This window comes from Fimbriimonadales bacterium (genome assembly GCA_035559795.1).
Taxonomy (GTDB): Bacteria; Armatimonadota; Fimbriimonadia; order Fimbriimonadales; family ATM1; genus DATMAR01.
This window is the reverse complement of the sequence record DATMAR010000011.1, coordinates 84,472-101,860: the sequence shown is the minus strand read 5'-3', so window position 1 is coordinate 101,860 and position 17,389 is coordinate 84,472. Positions and strand designations below refer to the sequence as shown.

Sequence of the window (17,389 nt, the reverse complement as noted above, 5' to 3'; positions counted from 1 at the left end):
GACTCCGCCCGGCCTTACAGCCGGGCGTGGGTGTGCCGCCGTGTCGCGCGGTCCCTCCCGCGGAAACCACCCCGCCCCCCGCCCGCACAAAGGGAAACCCTCGCGCGAACCGGGATGTGGGCGGTACCAGCCGGGTGGCAGCCACCCGATGCCGACTAACCAGTGCTCCACTGGTGAGCAGCCCCGCGGGAGACCCTCGCTCCCGACCGGGACAATCCCTGGACCGGCACGCCACCAGGGGCGCATCCGGCCGGTGCTCCTTAGAAAGGAGGTGATCCAGCCGCACCTTCCGGTACGGCTACCTTGTTACGACTTCGTCCCAATCGCCAGCCCCACCTTCGACCGCTCCCCCCCACAAGGGGTTGGGCCACGGGCTTCGGGTGTTGCCGACTTTCGTGACGTGACGGGCGGTGTGTACAAGGCCCGGGAACGTATTCACCGCAGCGTTGCTGATCTGCGATTACTAGCGACTCCGACTTCATGGGGTCGAGTTGCAGACCCCAATCCGAACTGAGACCGGCTTTTTGGGATTAGCTCCACCTCACAGTATCGCAACCCTTTGTACCGGCCATTGTAGCATGCGTGAAGCCCAAGACATAAGGGGCATGATGATTTGACGTCGTCCCCACCTTCCTCCGAGTTGACCCCGGCAGTCTCCTATGAGTCCCCACCATCACGTGCTGGCAACATAGGACGAGGGTTGCGCTCGTTGCGGGACTTAACCCAACATCTCACGACACGAGCTGACGACAGCCATGCACCACCTGTACACCGGCCTTGCGGAGGCCGTGTCTCCACGGCTTTCCGGTGTATGTCAAACCCAGGTAAGGTTCTTCGCGTTGCATCGAATTAATCCGCATGCTCCGCCGCTTGTGCGGGCCCCCGTCAATTCCTTTGAGTTTTAGCCTTGCGGCCGTACTCCCCAGGCGGGGCGCTTAATGCGTTAGCTTCGGCACGGACGGGGTCGATATCCGCCCACACCTAGCGCCCAACGTTTACGGCTAGGACTACCAGGGTATCTACAGCGCTGTTACTTTCCCCCACCCTGGTCCGGGTGAGGTACCGACCACGACCGAGCCGTCGTGGCGGGCCGCCATCTCTGACGACCTCTCACCGTTACCGGTGAGCTCGGACTGTGTCATCACCCTCCGTGATCGGAGGGGCCGGCGTACAGTCTCTACGGGGTCAAGGATCCCCGTGGTCGCCCATCTTGTACCGCAGCTCGGGGATGAGGAGCGAGCCGATGCATCCTCGGAGCCGTCCCATGCTCGAGCTCGGCACATAGAGGATCCATCGTCCCTTGTTCATCCTTCGAGTCGCGGCGATCTCGAACCTCTCTCTCAACACCGTCCGGAGCAGCTCCACCTCCTCGACCTGGAAACCGTGCGTCTGGAAGGTCGCGCCTCGATGGTCGGCTGCACCGTCGTCCATGAACCAAACGGCGAGAGCCGTCGGCGTCATCCAGCGACCGATCTCCGCCGGGACGATCTTCCGACCGCCGCGGTAGAACCGCCCATGCCACCACGAGAGCTCCGGATGCGTCCGCGTCGCGAACTGCACGGCTGGATACCGGCGGCCCGCGACGACCTGGTCGAACCCGTGGAGCGGCATCGTGACAAGGGCACCGAACGCCCACCGTTTGAACTCAGCGAGAGCCCGGTGCGCGGCCTTGTGCTTCACGTGCAACCGGTGCCACCGCCCATGCTGAGCGAGACACCCGTCCCCCAGCAGGGTCCCTACGAGGATCGATCGCTGCCAGTGCGAGAGGTTCGGGCGACGGGGATCCCGACTTCCCTCGGCGTCGTCCTGCCGCATGCCCTCACCCTACTTCGAGGGTCTGACACAGGATGTTCGCCGATACAGCCGGTTTAGGCACCGGGGTCTCCCCCGGAGAGGACCGATACCGATCCTGTTCGCTCCCCTAGCTTTCGCGCCTGAGCGTCAGGACAGGCCCAGGAGGCCGCCTTCGCCACCGGTGTTCCTCCCGATATCTGCGCATTTCACCGCTACACCGGGAATTCCACCTCCCCCTACCTGCCTCGAGCCACGCAGTATCGAGTGCGGTTCCACGGTTGAGCCGTGGGATTTCACACCCGACTTGCGCGGCCGCCTACGCGCGCTTTACGCCCAGTGAATCCGGACAACGCTCGCCCCCTACGTCTTACCGCGGCTGCTGGCACGTAGTTAGCCGGGGCTTATTCGCCAGGTACCGTCAGGTTTCTTTCCTGGCAAAAGGAGTTTACATCCCGAAGGACTTCGTCCTCCACGCGGCGTCACTGCGTCAGGCTTTCGCCCATTGCGCAAGATTCCCAACTGCTGCCTCCCGTAGGAGTCTGGGCCGTGTCTCAGTCCCAGTCGGGCTGATCATCCTCTCAGACCAGCTACCCGTCGTAGGCTTGGTGGGCCGTTACCTCACCAACTACCTGATAGGCCATAAGCCCCTCTCGAAGCCGCTTGCGCGTTTTAATCACCGAAAGATGTCTTTCGATGACCACATTTGGTATTAATCCCAGTTTCCCGGGGTTATCCCAATCTTCGAGGCAGGTTGCTTATGTATTACTCCGCCGTTCGCCGCTATCTTCCGACCGAAGTCAGAAGACCGCTCGACTTGCATGTTTTAGGTGCGCCGCCAGCGTTCGTCCTGAGCCATGATCAAACTCTCCGTGAAGAATCGTCTGATCTTGGTTTGCCTGTGTTTCAGGCATGAAAACTCGATCTATTGACCGAGGGATTTTTGAACTGCGCTCGAACCGAATCCGATTTTCAAGGAACAATAAGCGCCTTCATTGAAGGCAAGGTTCATTATAGACCACTTCGGGGCGATTGTCAAGGGGGATTTTTTATTTAGCCGCCCTTTATCCCTCTGTTTCAGAGGCTCCCCTCGGTTGGTCTCCGCATAGTAAAAACAAAAGTTGGTTTTTTACAGTTCCAATTTTTATATATGTATGTTCCCAAACAGAGTTCGGGAACGAGGGAAACAAAACAGAGTTTGGGAACGAGGGAAAATGAGAGAAGAAAGAATATGAATGTGTTTTTGTGGCAAAAGGGTCGAGATTTCTACAATTTCGATAACAACTCGAGCCAGCGTTTCCATGCGTCTAGGCGTGCCTTTTTGTTCGCTTCGTTTGCATCGGGAGCCTCGCCTGCGCGCATGAACCCGTGTCCTGCGCCGGAGTAAATCACGGGTTCGTATACCTTCTTCGCTTCTTTCATTTTCTTTTCGGTTTCGGCAATCGTTGCGTTGATACGATTGTCGTTTTCTCCGTAAAAGCCGTAAACAGGACATCGTATCCGCGCGATCGCACTATCATCTTTAGGTCCCGAGCCATAAAAGACGAAAGCGGCGGAGAGGTCGGAGCGTTCGGTCGCAAAAAGGAACGATTGTGTCCCCCCCCAGCAAAATCCTGCGACTGCGATTTTTCCGTTGCAACTCGGCAATTTTTTCGCATAATCGCTCACGGCGTTCAAATCGCTCGTAATTTGTGTTTGCGGCAATGCGCTAATCGCTTCGCGCACTTTGTTCACGTCGGGAAAATCAATGCTTCGACCGCCCCCCGGAGCCATTCCCGAAAGAAGATCAGGTGCTATGGCAATATATCCGTTTTCCGCCAAATGATCTGCGACGGACATCACCCAATCCGTGAGTCCCATGATTTCGTGAATGACGATGATCGCCGGTGTTTTCGCTTTGTGCTCGGGATAGACGACGAAACATTTGACCGTGCGATTTCCATGTTTTACGTCCACCCATTCCTGATGGCGCGGCGATTGCTCGAGCCTTTTCTTCGCCCAATCCTGAGCGAATGCAAAAGGAAGCAATGAGAGAAGGATTATTATTGCGACAAGTTTCATAGTTTTTCCTTACAGTTTTCTTATTCTACGTTAAGAAAGCATATAAAAATTCCTGATAAGCATTTTTCGCAGAAAAATTTTATTTCCCCTTTTTCGCCAACACTTCGACTGCTTTTTTTAGCATAGGGTCTTCGCCTTTCGCGACGGATGCAGGGTCATAAGGGACGGGGAAGTCGGGTTTTCTACCGTTGCCTTCTAAATTTTCTCCATCGATTGTGTATGCGCCGACGACAGGCGTGCGAAGACTACCGCCATCGAAAAGTGACCAACTTCCTGTTCCGATAACCCCCCCTGCCGTTTCGACGCCTACGATAGGACCAATCTTCAAACGGCGAAATCCTTCCGCAAAGATTTCTGCATTACTGAAACTGCGCGCATTGATTACCAAAGCGCTCGGCAATTCGATCGCGTCACCTCGATAAAGGTTTTCGCTAATTCGAATGTTTTCTAATCGGGATGATCGAATCAGCCATGGAGTTTTAATCAGCATTCCGAGCGCCAAATGCGCTGTGTTCCCCCCACCGTTGTAGCGAACGTCTATAACGAGCGCCTTCTTCCCTTGGGGCAGTGTGCGCACCTGTCTCCGAAAGAGGTCATGACTCGAAGAACTCATTGCGCGAATATGAACATAAGCGATTTCTCCATTGCTATATTTATCCACGAGTTCACGAGAATGGGCTACGAATTCCTGGTAAACCAACTCGTCTTGTTGCGCGAAGGAAATCGGTTTAATGGCGACCTTTCTCATCGCCCCCCCAGAGTCTTTGACATCCAAAAAGACTCGCTTCCCTTCTTTGCGAATCAGGAGTTTGTCTATAGGGTTTTGCCTGTCGAGTTTCGTTCCATCTATTGAAACAATCGTATCGCCGATTTGCAAGCGTGTTTCTGGATGGTCTGCGGGAGAGCCCGGATAGATGTGCGCGATTTTATATTCCCCGGTTTTTTCCAAATGTTTCCAATCAGGTTCTACACCCATAATTGCAGGGGGAGCGTCCGTGGAAACGGGAGGCTGAGGGGGGGCTGAGACTCCGACGTGGGATGATTTCAATTCTCCCATCATTTCGCTCATCAGATCGTAGAATTCTGTTCTATCGTAAGCGAAGGGAATCAAGTTTTCGTATTTTTGCTTGATGGCTTTCCAATCTATTCCATGATGGGTGGGGTCGTAAAATGTTCTATCCATCACCCACCAGATTTCTTCGAAAAGTGCGCGCGCCTCGTCAGGGAAATAAAAATCCATTTCGGCACGTATCGTTTTCGCACTCGGTGTTCCTCCCGTCGTGGGAAGAGAGGCGATTCTGGAGGATTCGATGAAATAGATTGTTTTGCCATCCGCAGATAGCGATAAATCCGAGCGAGAGGCGGATGCTGTGGTGAGCGGAGCGAGACTCCCTCCCGTCGCAGGAATTCGATAAATTTGCGAACCCATATCGTCGCGCTTAATCAGGTAAATCGTTTTGGAATCTGCAGAAGGAATTGCGTCGACGACTCCGCCCCCCCTCGTTAGTGCGCGCATACGCTCGAATATTCTTCTCGTGTCGATGGTTATCGTTGCGGGTTTCGATTTTTCAGGCTCTTTCGCCGGTTCGGTTTTTTCGAGCGCTTCCTCTTCGAATTGCACAGGTTCGGGGACTAAATCCACGACAAATAAATCCGACTCGTTCCATTCGAATTCATTAGCGATGAAGAGCACACGTTTTCCATCGGGGGTGAATCGGAGGTTCGAGGCATCACGCGCGACCATTGCGATGCGAGTGGTTTTTCCGCTCTGTGTATCCACGATTTCGACGTTGCTGCCGCCGCGCTCCGTTGCAGTAGCGTAAACGATATGGCGGCTATCGGGTGCCCAAGAATAAGCGCGATTTCCGAATAATGCTCCGGCGAAATGCCCAGTCGCTACGACTTTGGCTTCCCCCCCTTCGACCGGAATCACGCATATTTCATTCGTTCCACGATGAAACGCGAGCGTTTTTCTATCCGGGCTCAAAGAGATTCCGTTTTCGTCTTGCGGAGAGGATACGAATGGTTTTGCGTTTCCTGAGAAATCCAAAGAATAAATGTCGAGATTGCCTTCACGCGAGGTGATGAAAAATAAATTCTCGTCGTCTTTCCATATCGGTTGCGCATCTCTACCAGCGTAATTCGTCATGCGTTTCGTGTAGCCGCCGGCTTCCGGAATAAGAAAAATTTCTCCTCGTAAAGCAAACGCGATTCGTTTCCCATTCGGAGAAATCGCATATTCGGTAACTCCGCTCGTAAGACTCATTTGTTGATAAGGATTCGAGCGTTGATCTGCAGGAACTTGTATTTCTACCTTGCGTGTTTTATTGGTTCGAACATCGTAAATCCAAATCTCGCTATCGTATTCGTATGTAATCGAGTTTCCATCTGCGCTCATGCTGGGATAGCGCACACGGTCGCCTACGTGATTCGTTAGTTTTCTTTTTCCTGAACCATCGGCATTCATTTTCCAGAGGTTCGGTGTTCCGTCGTCGCCCACGTAATAAATCGTTTTATTATCCGAGGACCACATAGGCCACATTTGAGGGGTATCGTCTCGCGTAACGTTTTTTGCGGTTGTCGGGTCAGAGAAATCGGCAATCCATATGTCGGCTGTCGAAGAACCTTTAAGGCCGATTCTTCTCCAGTTCCCCGGAGAGCCGCCGTGGCAATACGCGATTTTGCTTCCGTCTCTCGAAACGGAAGGGAAGTATTCCCATTCCATATCGTCTATCGTAAATCGCAGAGGCTCCCCCCCGTTTGCCGAGACTTTGTGAATATCCATGCCCCCCCATCGTGTCGCTTGGAAGAGGATCCATTTCGAATCGGGCGTCCATCCCATCACATATTCGTCCCCCGGCATGTAAGTAATTCTTTCGAGAGCGCTGCCATCCGCGCGCATTCGGAAAACGTCCGGTGTTCCGTAGCGATTCGAACTGAATGCTATCCATTTTCCATCCGGGCTGAATTGGGGTAGGGCGTCATTTGCAGGGTGAACGGTGAGGCGTTCCGCTTTTCCACCTTCGGCGCTGCATATCCAAATGTCACCTTGGTAGGAAAACGCTAATTTTTTGGAATCCGGCGAAAGAGATGGATAGCGTACACGTTTGACCGGCGAATCCTGCAACGGGGCTTGAGAGAGGGAGAAAAGGACGAAAGTGAGCAGGAAGAGATGCATGGCTATTTATAGCACTCTATCCATTCCATTTTCATTCTTTCGGGGGTTTCTATCGGATAGCGATGACGCTCTCGTAGGCATATGGCTCGAAATATCGAAGAAGGAACAAGAAGAATGTTTTCGGGGGGGCTTTTTCGCAGGGAAAACCCATTCCTTGCCGGCGGGCAGCGTATCGAAGTCTTATTTCGACGCTCTGCGTATAATAAGATTTGGTGGTTATCGATGGTTCTTTCGGGGAAGGAGGAGGACAAATCCTCCGGAGCGCGCTCGCGCTCTCCGTGCTCACGGGTAAGGCTTTCGAGATGGTGAATGTTCGCGCAAAGCGAACAAAGCCGGGTCTTATGCCGCAGCATCTCAAGTCGGTCGAAGCATCGCAACGAATTTGCAGAGCGAAGGTCGAAGGGGCTTCCATAGGTTCAATGCATTTGATTTTCGAGCCTCGAGAGGTGCGCCCGGGCGAATATGTATTCGATATCGGCACAGCGGGGGCGTCCTCTTTGGTGTTGCAGACAATTTTTTTTCCTCTCGCGTTCGCTAAAGAACCTTCGAAGGTCAGCATCATAGGGGGGACGCACGTACCTTGGAGCCCCCCCTATCATTATTTAGAATGGCAGTGGGGATGGTTATTGAAAAAGATAAACGTTTCTTCGACGCTTCGGCTCGAGAGAGCGGGTTTTTATCCTAAAGGTGGGGGAAAAATTACAGCGAATATCGAACCAGTGACTTCTCTCGCTCCTTTTTCTTGTGTGGATAGGGGGGGCTTGAAAAAAATAACCGGCGTTTCGGGCGTAGGGAAGTTGCCGATTTCCATCGCAGAGCGTCAACGGTCGAGCGCTCTTGCGGTTTTGCAGAATATAGATGCCGAGAAAGATATTTCTCTTCTCGAAGTAGAATCGTTTTCCCCGGGGACGTTTATCGTTCTTGTTCTCGAGTTCGAAAACAGCCGCGCATGCTTTTCTGCATTGGGCGCAAGAGGGAAATCTGCGGAGCGCGTCGGTGAAGAAGCGGCACAACTTGCGAAGAATTTTCTCGATACGGACGGAACTATAGACGCACATTTGGCAGACCAAGCCTTGCTCCCGCTCGCCCTCGCAGAAGGAAAAAGTTCGTTTATAACCCCAGAAGTAACGAATCATCTCACTACGAACGCATGGCTCATTACACATTTTTTGCCTGCTTCTTTCGAGATTATGAAGAAAGAGAAGGGTTCCGTTGTAGAAATTGTCGGTTACCCTCTTCACAAGGTTTAATATTCTGAGCGACTCCCCCTAATCATCGAAAGCGTGCCTTTTATTGTTTTCGAATAGTCGTTTTGATCTCCATCTCTATTTCGCCTTCCAATTTGCGAGTATCTTCTAAACGAACAAGCATGCCGGTATTTACGTCCAACCAAACTTTTCCGGATGCAACCGGACTTTCGCTTTCGTACGATATCAATACTTTTCCATTTTCGCTTTTGTCTAACCGGTATCGAAATCGAGTGCCCCATTTTTCGCCGATATGAATTTCTTTATCCTGAAATACAATCACAGGCTCACCAGGGAGAATAGCCCCCCCAGGCAGGCCGAGTGCTTCGAATCCGGAAATAGAAAGCACGTTTCCGTAAATATCGGTCCGAATTTTTCCGGTAGAACGTTTTATCGCTCTTCCGTCCGGAGGAACTGCAAACGGAATATTCGTTTCGAATTCTAAGTTTCCGAATTGCACTTCCCATTCGATTTCTTTTTTTCCCATGCGCGCTACTTTTAGCAGGTAGGGAATTTTATAGAGCATTTTCGGCTTGCCAGGAATAGTTTCCAAATCCATCTTATTCTTGAAGACAGGAAATAGTTCGATATTCGCAACATAACTCGTTATATCTCCTTCTTTTATATTCCACGAATGGCGATAGGAGGCTCTCTCTTTTTCTTCTTTTCTATTTTCCTCCTTGCAATTAATTCCGCAAAGGAGCGTAATAAAAAGTAAGAGAAAAACATTTCGCTTGCCCATTGAAATCGTCATGTTAGGAATTATAGAGTAATATCTTGCGCGACTATGAGAATTACGTATGAACTCTTAGGAAGACCTGAGGTACCCGGATGGGTCGAAGTTCGAGGGGTTGGCAGAATATTAGTTTTAGATGAGCAATTGGAGGAAGCGCTCGAATACGACGGTCAAGTCGCGTGGGAACTCGTCAAAATGACTCCCGAGTTGGAGGAAATCACCGGATGGGAGTTCGAACCGATTCCGCACTATGCTTTAGGCGATGCCATTCCTCTTCCCGAACCTCCTCCTCCGGACGTCGTTCCGGCTTCGAAAACCCCGCCGATTCATTACCCTCATAAAACGGAAGATTTTGCCCCTTGGTTGAAGGAGTTTCTCGCGAATCTTCCTTCCGCAGACCGTTTGCTCAACTTGCCTGAAGAGCAAGTCGAGGCAGTTAAGGAATCCGGGAACATCTTCATCGAGCTTTACGAGAACTCGGACGACGAGCAAAAAATCGAGGAGGCTAAGAAGGCGGCGTTACAGGACCTTCGTAGATTATTGAGAACGATAGACCATCATCCCGAATATTCCGAGACCATTGCTCTTTCGCTCGGGCTCATGGGCAAAAGGCAAGTCACCCCGAAATAAGGGATTAGGTTGCGTCCCCTCGAGATCGGTATTGCGTTAGCGTTATTCTCATCGTACGTAAAAAACTGACCATCAAAAAGGATGTTCTGATTTTGGCTTTCGAAGGGAATAAATTTCATTCGGGGTAATGTTTAAAGCATGGGACTACTTACGATTGGGATTCTTTTTCTTTGCTTAGGCTCACCGCAAGAAACTCCGAAGAACCTCACTTTCGAAGCGAAATTGCGAAGAGTCGCGGTTTTTCGAGATGGTTACGGGTTTTATGTACGCGAAGGAAAGGTCAAATTGGAGAATGGATGGGTAACGACGAATTTCGTGCCCAATGCGATTCGAGGAACCGTTTGGGTTTATCCTTTGGATGCTAATGACCGAATAGATACCGTCATCGTTACGCGCGATAACAAGATCGCATTCGGTTCTCCCGCAGAGATCAAACAGCGACTCTCCGACAAAATCGGACTGAACTTCAGTGTGGTTTTGAAAAATAATCAACGTTTCGAAGGCGCGCTGAGTCGTCTGCTCGACGACATGCTTTTATTACAGGTGGGGGCGGCGTTTACCGCCATTCCTTATGAGCAAATTGCTTCGGTTAGTCTCGTCGGTTTTCCCATTCGCGTAAAGTTCGAAACGAAAGACCCGAACAAGGTTACGGAGGTGGGTATTGCGTATTTGCAAGAAGGAATTCGTTGGGAACCGAGTTATGTATTGACGATTAAAAACGGACAGGCCATTTTGAACCTTCGCGCGACGATGCAAAACACCACGGAAAGGTTAGAAAATACGGATGTGTTGTTCGTCGTCGGTTCTCCTTTCGTGGTGAACCGTGGTCTTCAGGATATGATTGCGTTGCTTCCTCCAGGCGCACAGAAAGAAATTCTCGAAGACAAAGCGCCTGAAGCAGAGAAAGGGGGGGACGCAGGAAGATTGCAAGAGACGAAATCCGCAGCTCCTCTTTCAGGAGAAGAGGCAGGGGAATTGTATTACTATCTGAAACCGAAATTCTCTCTCGCAACGAACGATATAGCTATGGTTTCCATCTTTTCCGAACGCGTAGAAATCTCGCCGCGTTTCGAATGGAATGCAGACGGGGAAGATGTGTTTTATCTTCTCAATATTAAAAATCCCACTCAGCAACCCCTCACGACGGGAAGTGTATTCGTAATCGAGAATGAAAAGCCTCTCGGGCAAGAGACGATAAAATACACCCCCCCGGGAGCGTTTGCGGAGGTTCGGCTTTCGCGCGGAATCGGGCTTCGCGTGAAAAAGCAGGAAGCGGAAATCAAACGAGGCGCTGCGGTAAAGGTTGGAGATTCCATGTTCATTCCAGTTACCATCAAGGGAACGCTTACGGTTTCCAACTTCCGAGAAGACAAAGCCATCGTGAAAATAACGAAAACGGCAAGAGGAAGAGTGTTGGAACTTTCTGACAATGGAATCGTTCGCGAAACGCAGGTATTGCGAGGAGAAGTCAATCCCATCAACGACATGGAATGGACGATCGAGGTTTCTCCTAAAGGGACGAAAGAAGTTACGTATTCCGTAGAAACTTTGATTTATGCGGATCGCGGCGCACCGCCTGTTCCGATAGGCTCGGGCGGATAATTTCATATTGCTATAGATTCGAATGAAAGGAAAGGATTTCAAACTTCCGTTTTTCTTTACCGGGGGGCGCTTTTCCTTTTGTTCTTTGAACGATAAGTTTTTTAGAGCGGGTTATGCGTTCCTCTTATTCGTCGTTGGTCTTTGTTCTTCATTTGCGCAAAACGACGTATTCATTCCATCTCCTTTTCGCGAGGGTGAAACGTCACAGCAACTCCCTCAAGCGAGTTTATACGCACCGTTTTTCGTGAAGAGGATGCCCGAATGGCGCAATCCTGCGGGTGACGTTCCTCGATGGCAAGAAATCGGACCTCTAGTGATCAAAAACGGATGGGGGGGTATGGACAATGCAGGACGAATGACTGGGATAGCGGTTCATCCTCACAATTCTAACATTATTTATGCCGCCGCAGCATCGGGGGGGCTTTGGAAAAGTACGGATCGAGCGAAATCATGGAAGCCTATCGCAGACTTCGAAGCCTCCTTGAGTTACGGAGCGATTGCAATAGACCCTTTCAACCCGAATATTATTTATGCGGGAACCGGTGAGCCTCATTATAGTTTGGACAGTTTCCATGGGACGGGTTTTCTGAAATCACGCGATGGTGGCGAAACATGGGAGTCGCTCGGCGTAGAAACTTTCATCGGACAACGTTTCACCCGCATTATTCCCCACCCGAGACGCAAAGACATCGTTTTCGCCTCGACTACGGGGGGGCTTTATCGGAGCATTGATGGCGGATACCATTGGTCGAAATTGATGAACGGACCGGTAAGTGACTTCATCGTTCATCCATGGAATCCCAATGCGATGATTGCTGCCATCGGCTATCCGTGGGGTTTTGCGCGAAACGGACTTTATAAAAGCACGGATGGGGGGGATACATGGAAAAAACTCACCCGGGATTTGCCGTATCGCGGCGAAGAATTGGGAAGGCTCCATCTCGAACTCTGCCAGGCTTTTCCCAATGTGGTTTACGCTTCGATGTACGGTTCTTCGAGAGGATTGAGGGGTTTGCATAAATCCACCGATTTCGGGGAAACCTGGGTGCGTTTGCCATCTGCGCCGAGTTACGCGGGAGATACCGCATGGTATTACAACTGCATCGCCGTAAGCCCCACCAATCCGAACGTGATTTTTTTGGGAGGCTATTCTACCTTTCGCTCACTCGACGGGGGGGTTACATGGGAGGATAACACTCGTTCCTATGCAGGCGGTCCTATTCATCCCGACCATCATGCCTATGGATTCGACCCGAACGATTCGAACACGCTTTATCTCTGCACGGATGGCGGAATCTTTCGAACGCGTGATTTGGGAAATACCTGGGAATCCGTTTCCTATGGGCTCGGAACGGTGCAATTTCAATACGTGGACGTGCATCCGACAGACCCAAAAATTGCCTATGGCGGAACGCAAGACAACGGCACGAACAAATATATCGGAACTCCCGAATGGCTGCATATTTTCACGGGTGACGGAGGAACGACACGCGTGAATTGGGAAAACCCGAACATCGTCTATACGGAATATATCAATCTTACGATTTGTAAATCTTACGACGGAGGAAATTCCTGGCAGTGGGATGTTACGAGAGGGATAGACAAAAGCGAGGGGACGCTCTTTTACGCTCCTTTTAATCTCGACCCGAGTAATCCCGATGTTTTGGTGGCGGGTACATCGAGAGTGTATCGTAGCGAGGATGGCGCAGGGAGTTGGAAACCGATAAGCCCCCCCTTAGGAGGTCTCGTTTCTGCGGTTACCATCGCTCCGAGTGTTTCTTCGGTGATTTATGCCGGGACGACTAGTGGTAAAGTTTGGGTTACACCGAATTTAGGGGGGGAGTGGTACGACATATCTCGCAACCTTCCTCGTTCGTACGTTTCAGATATTGCGATTCACCCTCGAAATGCACGAATCGTTATCGTGGCATTTTTGGGATGGGAAAAGTCGCGAATTTGGAAAAGCACAGATGCGGGGGGGTCATGGACGGATATAAGCGATAACTTGCCTCAAGCCCCTGTCCGTATGATTGCTTTTCATCCCGAACGTCCTGAGATGATTTTCATCGCTACGGAAGTCGGTGTTTTCGTTTCGACTAAGGGTGGGGGAAAATGGATGCGCTTCGGAAGAGGTTTGCCGAACACACCTGTCTTCACGATTGTTGCGAATTCAAGAACAAGATGGATTACGGCAGGAACGCACGGGCGCGGAGCCTGGAGAATCGAATTGCCGGAATAGAAATTTTTCGGACATGGAAAGTTTTTCGACAGTCTAACCTTGCTGTTCTAACCCCACCCTTTCTCTTTTCTCCACTTGCGATATTTTGCTTCCATCTCCTTTATTTTTTTGATGGTTTCCTCGGGCAACGAACTGAGTTTTACGAAAGGGGCTTTCGGGTCGGAAAGAGAGGTATCAATTACAACCCCCCCTGCGAAGCCGGGCTGCAATTGGAATGTGAAAAAATATTTATTGATAACCGCCGGACGCACCATTTCGGATCGGATAAGATTATATTCCTGGCTTTCTTCTTCGAATTGCGCCAGAAAAGAACTGAAGTTACCTAACGATGAGGTACCTCCGTACAACTCTGTTAATCCCTCCCGAACTATAACCTTTAAGTCGAGAGTCGAGTCGAAAAGAGGTCCTTGTGGAAAGCGTTGCGTGATTTCCCTATCTTCCGCTTGTGTCTCGTCATATCCCCAGCGTTCCTTCTGAAATTGCATTTCTTCTACCACTTCGGGGTCGGGGGAATCTATAAAGAAAAAAAAGTCGAATGCACCTAAGCGAAAAACAACCTCGGAATAATATCTGCGAGCCTGTGGCGGCAACTGAGCGAATGCTATGACCTCTCCACCTAAGAGTGCTTTCCTCGAAATGTTGTTCAACGAATTCCACAATCGCAGTACATAGAGTGCTTGTTCACCAGATGGCCAATGCCATTTCGTAGCGTATCGAATGACTTTAGATTCAGCTTGGCGGTCATTCAATTGAGCAGCAATTGCGGCGAGGTCATCAAGCGCGAGACCGCCTTTCGTGAGCATTGTATCCCGCGATGCAAAAAGAATATTTCGAGGAACGGTAGAAAATCGCGCTAACGCCCATTTTTTATGACGAAGTTTCACCCACTCTCCTTCGAGTCTCCATGTTTGTCCAGAGATGGATGTAAGTTCATCGAGCATCATGCCGGCGTTGTTTTTCGTAGGCTTGAACCAATATCCGGTATCCCAAGCAAGGTCCCCACCTAAGTCATAAAGGTCGCCGATGAGGTTGATTCTTGCGGCGGCGGCAATTTCGCAAAAAGTGTGCGCCCACGGAGCGAGCGGGTCGCGTTTGTTCCCGATAGTGAAAAATTCTTTTCTTATTTCTAATTTGTCACGCTCGCTTGGATGTCTCAAATCTTCCGATTCGATTCGCAGTTCGTCCAAACGGTTCTTTTCGCGAGCTTTGGCTTCGATGGAAGGAGCGTATTTCAGAAACACCTCGTTGAGATAGGCGTTGGCTCGATGAAGGATATATCCTTCGGAATCGAGTAGCGTGATGCGCATATAAGGAAATCTCTCCTCATTCATTTCTCGTTCTCGAAAAATCTCTATCCTTATATTTGCCACATCCTTTTGCGAATAGGAACGCACGCTTCTTTCTTGTAAACGGAGCTCTTGCATTCTCTCTTTCAATAGTTTTCGAATCCCCTCACGCCATTCGATTAAATGTTGAACTGCTGCTTCGATTTCCTTTTGAACATCTCGCAGTGGATGTTGAGCCGGTGACGGACGAAGCGCAAGTACGATGCGAGAACGAGAATCTAATTCGAGAAGTTGCTGTTCCGAAAGGGAACTGAATGCTTTCAACGTTAAATGATTCAAAGGATATAAAAGTTGATATATTCTTTCATATTCATGCCAAACGGAAAGATACGCATTTCGATCCCCTTCGTTGCGAAGAGTTTGCATCCGTTCGTCGAGCAGCTTCAATTCATTCTCTAATTTTTCCTTATCCGCTTTCGCCACTTGTTCTAAATATTTCTTTGCAGCTTGTTGAGCGAGTTTGTAGGGTTCTAAAATTTGTTCTTTTAATAATCTCTGTTCCTTTGCCCGAGACTCCGTGGGCTGAAACAACCTATAGCCATCTCCCTCTTTTTCCCATTTCCATCCGAAATGCTCTGCAATCGTCGAGAGAATTTCTGAAGCGGGTCGCTGTTTTACATAGAGAATGACGAGGTCTCCCCGTAGCGAACCCTCCACGTAAAGTTTCACGTTCACATCATTGGAAATTCGTTCGATTACAGTGCCCAATTGTTCCGCCTCGGCGCGGACATCGAGAGGCTTTTCTAAGCGCGAATCCCCCTGAAATTGCGCCTGGCTCACCGTAAACAAGAACAGCGCGAGCGACAAAACTGCGAGTCGCATATTTCTATTATATAGCGGTTATCTCGCTGTATATCCGCCGTCTATGACTAATTCCGAACCCGTTACGAATTTCGCTTCGTCCGATGCGAGGTAAACGATTCCCCAAGCGATGTCATCCGGCTCTCCCATGTGACCGATAGGGTGCAGTGCGTCTATGGCTTTGCGTCCTTCTTCCACATCCCCCACCGAGCGCAAGTAATTTTCGACCATCGGCGTCCAAATAAACCCGGGATGCACAGAGTTGACTCGAATGTTGTCTTTTGCGTAAAGGAGCGCGTCTGTTTTCGTCATCAAACGAACAGCGCCTTTAGAAGCATGATAGGAAGGAACGTCGGGAGCACTGATAATGCCATAAATCGAAGATAAATTGATGATGCTCCCCCCACCGGACTGTTTCATATAAGGAATGGCGTGTTTCGTGCAAAAGAAGACTCCTTTCGTGTTAACGTTTTGCACTTTGTCCCATTCCTCTTCTGTAAGTTCGTGTGTAGGTTTGTTATCCCCAGCGATGCCAGCGTTATTGACTAAAACATTCAGTTTGCCGTAGTGTTTAAAGATTTCTGCAAACGTTGTCTTCACTTCATTTTCCTTGCTTACATCCATATGCCAATAAGCAGCTTCTCCTCCGTTGGAAGTAATTGCCCTTGCTAATGCTTCTCCCTCTTTGTCGAGAATGTCTGTTATAGCGACCTTAGCACCTTCTTCTGCCATTCGAATCGCCGTCGCTTTGCCGATTCCCAGCGAGCCACCCGTTACGATTGCTACTTTCCCTTCGAGCCTTTTCATGACTTTATAATACTATAACGCAGATGACATCAACTCCCGAGACCGAGTTTTGCTAAAAAGCGTCCTACTGCAAACGCGACCGCGCCAGCTATCCCCCCCACGAACAGCATTTCAAGCCCCGAACGCCATAAACTAAATCCCGTAATCAAAGTCCTAGCCCCCCCAAGTAAAAATAGAGCAATCCCGGAAAGGATGGTCGTCCATAGGAATTCTGTATCCATAGAAAGCGGTACGAACAATCCAACCACGTAGGCAAGCAATGGCACAAAACCTGCTACGTTAAACGCAATGAACGTAGCCAGACCGATCATCAAAGGGTTTCGAATGTCCGGTATCATGCCCAGTTCGTCTACCATCATTGCCTCCACCCATCGCTTTGCGCTTTTCGTATAGATATCCGCAAGGGTTTGAGATTCTTCCTCTGTAAATCCACGCGCTTTGTATGCCTGCACCAACTCTTCTCGCTCTGCTTCCGGAAAATGCTCTACCTCGTGGGCTTCGCGTTTCATTTCCATTTCGTAAAGTTGTCTTTGACTTCTGGCAGAAAGATAAGAGCCTGTCGCCATAGAAAACCCATCTGCAAGTAAATTCGCAACACCCAAGATAATCACAACGTCCGCGCTGAGTCTCGCCCCTGCCACTCCGCTTACCACAGCGAAAGTCGTGATGATGCCATCCAATCCCCCGTAAACCATCTCCCCTACATAGCTCGACGAAGATGCTCCATGGGGTTCTCGTTCGGGGTGTCGGATGCGCTCGATATCGTGCGCGAGTTCCAATGCGCTTAGGTCCTTTCGCCGGTATGCTTTTCTTGCTTCGTCAATCCTTTTGCTGAAACTCATGATAGTCAAAAGTTTCGAAAGTCCTCAATAAAATACCTGATAATCGCTTTTTTCCGAAATCGTTTTTACCTTGAAAATTATTCTCGAGAGATTTCGATATAATAATAAA

The 17,389-nt window shown here is 50.1% G+C and carries 10 protein-coding genes and 1 rRNA gene; 4 read left to right on the top strand and 7 right to left on the bottom strand.

Annotated elements, in window-relative coordinates; genetic code table 11:
* Positions 1-264: 264 nt before the first annotated feature.
* The 3 genes from VNK96_07040 to VNK96_07030 form a co-directional block, all read right to left on the bottom strand.
* Positions 265-2,668 (bottom strand): 16S ribosomal RNA (locus tag VNK96_07040).
* Positions 2,669-3,057: 389 nt separating this feature from the next.
* Positions 3,058-3,852, bottom strand: a complete 795-nt coding sequence (locus VNK96_07035) for a dienelactone hydrolase family protein (GenBank protein HWP31459.1) — start codon at positions 3,850-3,852, stop codon at positions 3,058-3,060.
* A gap of 79 nt (positions 3,853-3,931) precedes the next feature.
* Positions 3,932-7,030 (bottom strand): S41 family peptidase, encoded by a 3,099-nt coding sequence (locus VNK96_07030; GenBank protein ID HWP31458.1) that lies wholly within the window; start codon positions 7,028-7,030, stop codon positions 3,932-3,934.
* Between the two features lie 212 nt (positions 7,031-7,242).
* Here VNK96_07030 and rtcA point away from each other — a divergent pair, with 212 nt between their 5' ends.
* Positions 7,243-8,280 carry an RNA 3'-terminal phosphate cyclase gene (gene rtcA, locus VNK96_07025; GenBank protein ID HWP31457.1) on the top strand — a complete coding sequence of 346 codons (1,038 nt, stop codon included), beginning with the start codon at positions 7,243-7,245 and terminating at the stop codon, positions 8,278-8,280.
* A gap of 40 nt (positions 8,281-8,320) precedes the next feature.
* Here the strand turns inward: rtcA and VNK96_07020 are convergent, their stop codons facing one another.
* Positions 8,321-9,031, bottom strand: coding sequence for a hypothetical protein (locus VNK96_07020; GenBank protein HWP31456.1), 711 nt, complete (start codon positions 9,029-9,031; stop codon positions 8,321-8,323).
* Between the two features lie 33 nt (positions 9,032-9,064).
* On the opposite strand from VNK96_07020, the gene VNK96_07015 reads away from it, so the two are divergent.
* The 3 genes from VNK96_07015 (at position 9,065) to VNK96_07005 (ending at position 13,484) form a co-directional block, all read left to right on the top strand.
* On the top strand, positions 9,065-9,643 hold the full coding sequence (locus tag VNK96_07015; protein ID HWP31455.1) for a hypothetical protein: 579 nt from the start codon (positions 9,065-9,067) through the stop codon (positions 9,641-9,643).
* 138 nt (positions 9,644-9,781) lie between these two features.
* Positions 9,782-11,245, top strand: a complete 1,464-nt coding sequence (locus VNK96_07010; protein ID HWP31454.1) for a hypothetical protein — start codon at positions 9,782-9,784, stop codon at positions 11,243-11,245.
* Positions 11,246-11,267: 22 nt separating this feature from the next.
* Entirely contained in the window at positions 11,268-13,484 is a 2,217-nt protein-coding gene (locus VNK96_07005) for a hypothetical protein (protein ID HWP31453.1), read from the top strand.
* Positions 13,485-13,531: 47 nt separating this feature from the next.
* On the opposite strand, the gene VNK96_07000 is transcribed toward VNK96_07005, so the two are convergent.
* Genes VNK96_07000 through VNK96_06990 form a run of 3 tightly spaced genes read right to left on the bottom strand, consistent with a single transcriptional unit; the run spans position 13,532 to position 17,280 of the window.
* Complete coding sequence (locus tag VNK96_07000; GenBank protein ID HWP31452.1) at positions 13,532-15,652, bottom strand: hypothetical protein; 2,121 nt, start codon at positions 15,650-15,652, stop codon at positions 13,532-13,534.
* An 18-nt stretch (positions 15,653-15,670) separates the two neighbouring features.
* Positions 15,671-16,438: a glucose 1-dehydrogenase gene (locus VNK96_06995; protein ID HWP31451.1), complete on the bottom strand. Its 768-nt coding sequence runs from the start codon at positions 16,436-16,438 to the stop codon at positions 15,671-15,673.
* Positions 16,439-16,467: 29 nt separating this feature from the next.
* Positions 16,468-17,280, bottom strand: a complete 813-nt coding sequence (locus VNK96_06990; protein HWP31450.1) for a VIT1/CCC1 transporter family protein — start codon at positions 17,278-17,280, stop codon at positions 16,468-16,470.
* Positions 17,281-17,389: the final 109 nt, after the last annotated feature.

Coding starts and splice junctions, on each gene's coding strand:
- VNK96_07015 (HWP31455.1), top strand. CDS start 9,065: ATGAGAATTACGTATGAACTCTTAGGAAGACCTGAGGTACCCGGATGG.
- VNK96_07000 (HWP31452.1), bottom strand. CDS start 15,652: ATGCGACTCGCAGTTTTGTCGCTCGCGCTGTTCTTGTTTACGGTGAGC.
- VNK96_07010 (HWP31454.1), top strand. CDS start 9,782: ATGGGACTACTTACGATTGGGATTCTTTTTCTTTGCTTAGGCTCACCG.
- VNK96_07030 (HWP31458.1), bottom strand. CDS start 7,030: ATGCATCTCTTCCTGCTCACTTTCGTCCTTTTCTCCCTCTCTCAAGCC.
- VNK96_06995 (HWP31451.1), bottom strand. CDS start 16,438: ATGAAAAGGCTCGAAGGGAAAGTAGCAATCGTAACGGGTGGCTCGCTG.
- VNK96_07005 (HWP31453.1), top strand. CDS start 11,268: ATGAAAGGAAAGGATTTCAAACTTCCGTTTTTCTTTACCGGGGGGCGC.
- VNK96_07020 (HWP31456.1), bottom strand. CDS start 9,031: ATGACGATTTCAATGGGCAAGCGAAATGTTTTTCTCTTACTTTTTATT.
- VNK96_07035 (HWP31459.1), bottom strand. CDS start 3,852: ATGAAACTTGTCGCAATAATAATCCTTCTCTCATTGCTTCCTTTTGCA.
- VNK96_06990 (HWP31450.1), bottom strand. CDS start 17,280: ATGAGTTTCAGCAAAAGGATTGACGAAGCAAGAAAAGCATACCGGCGA.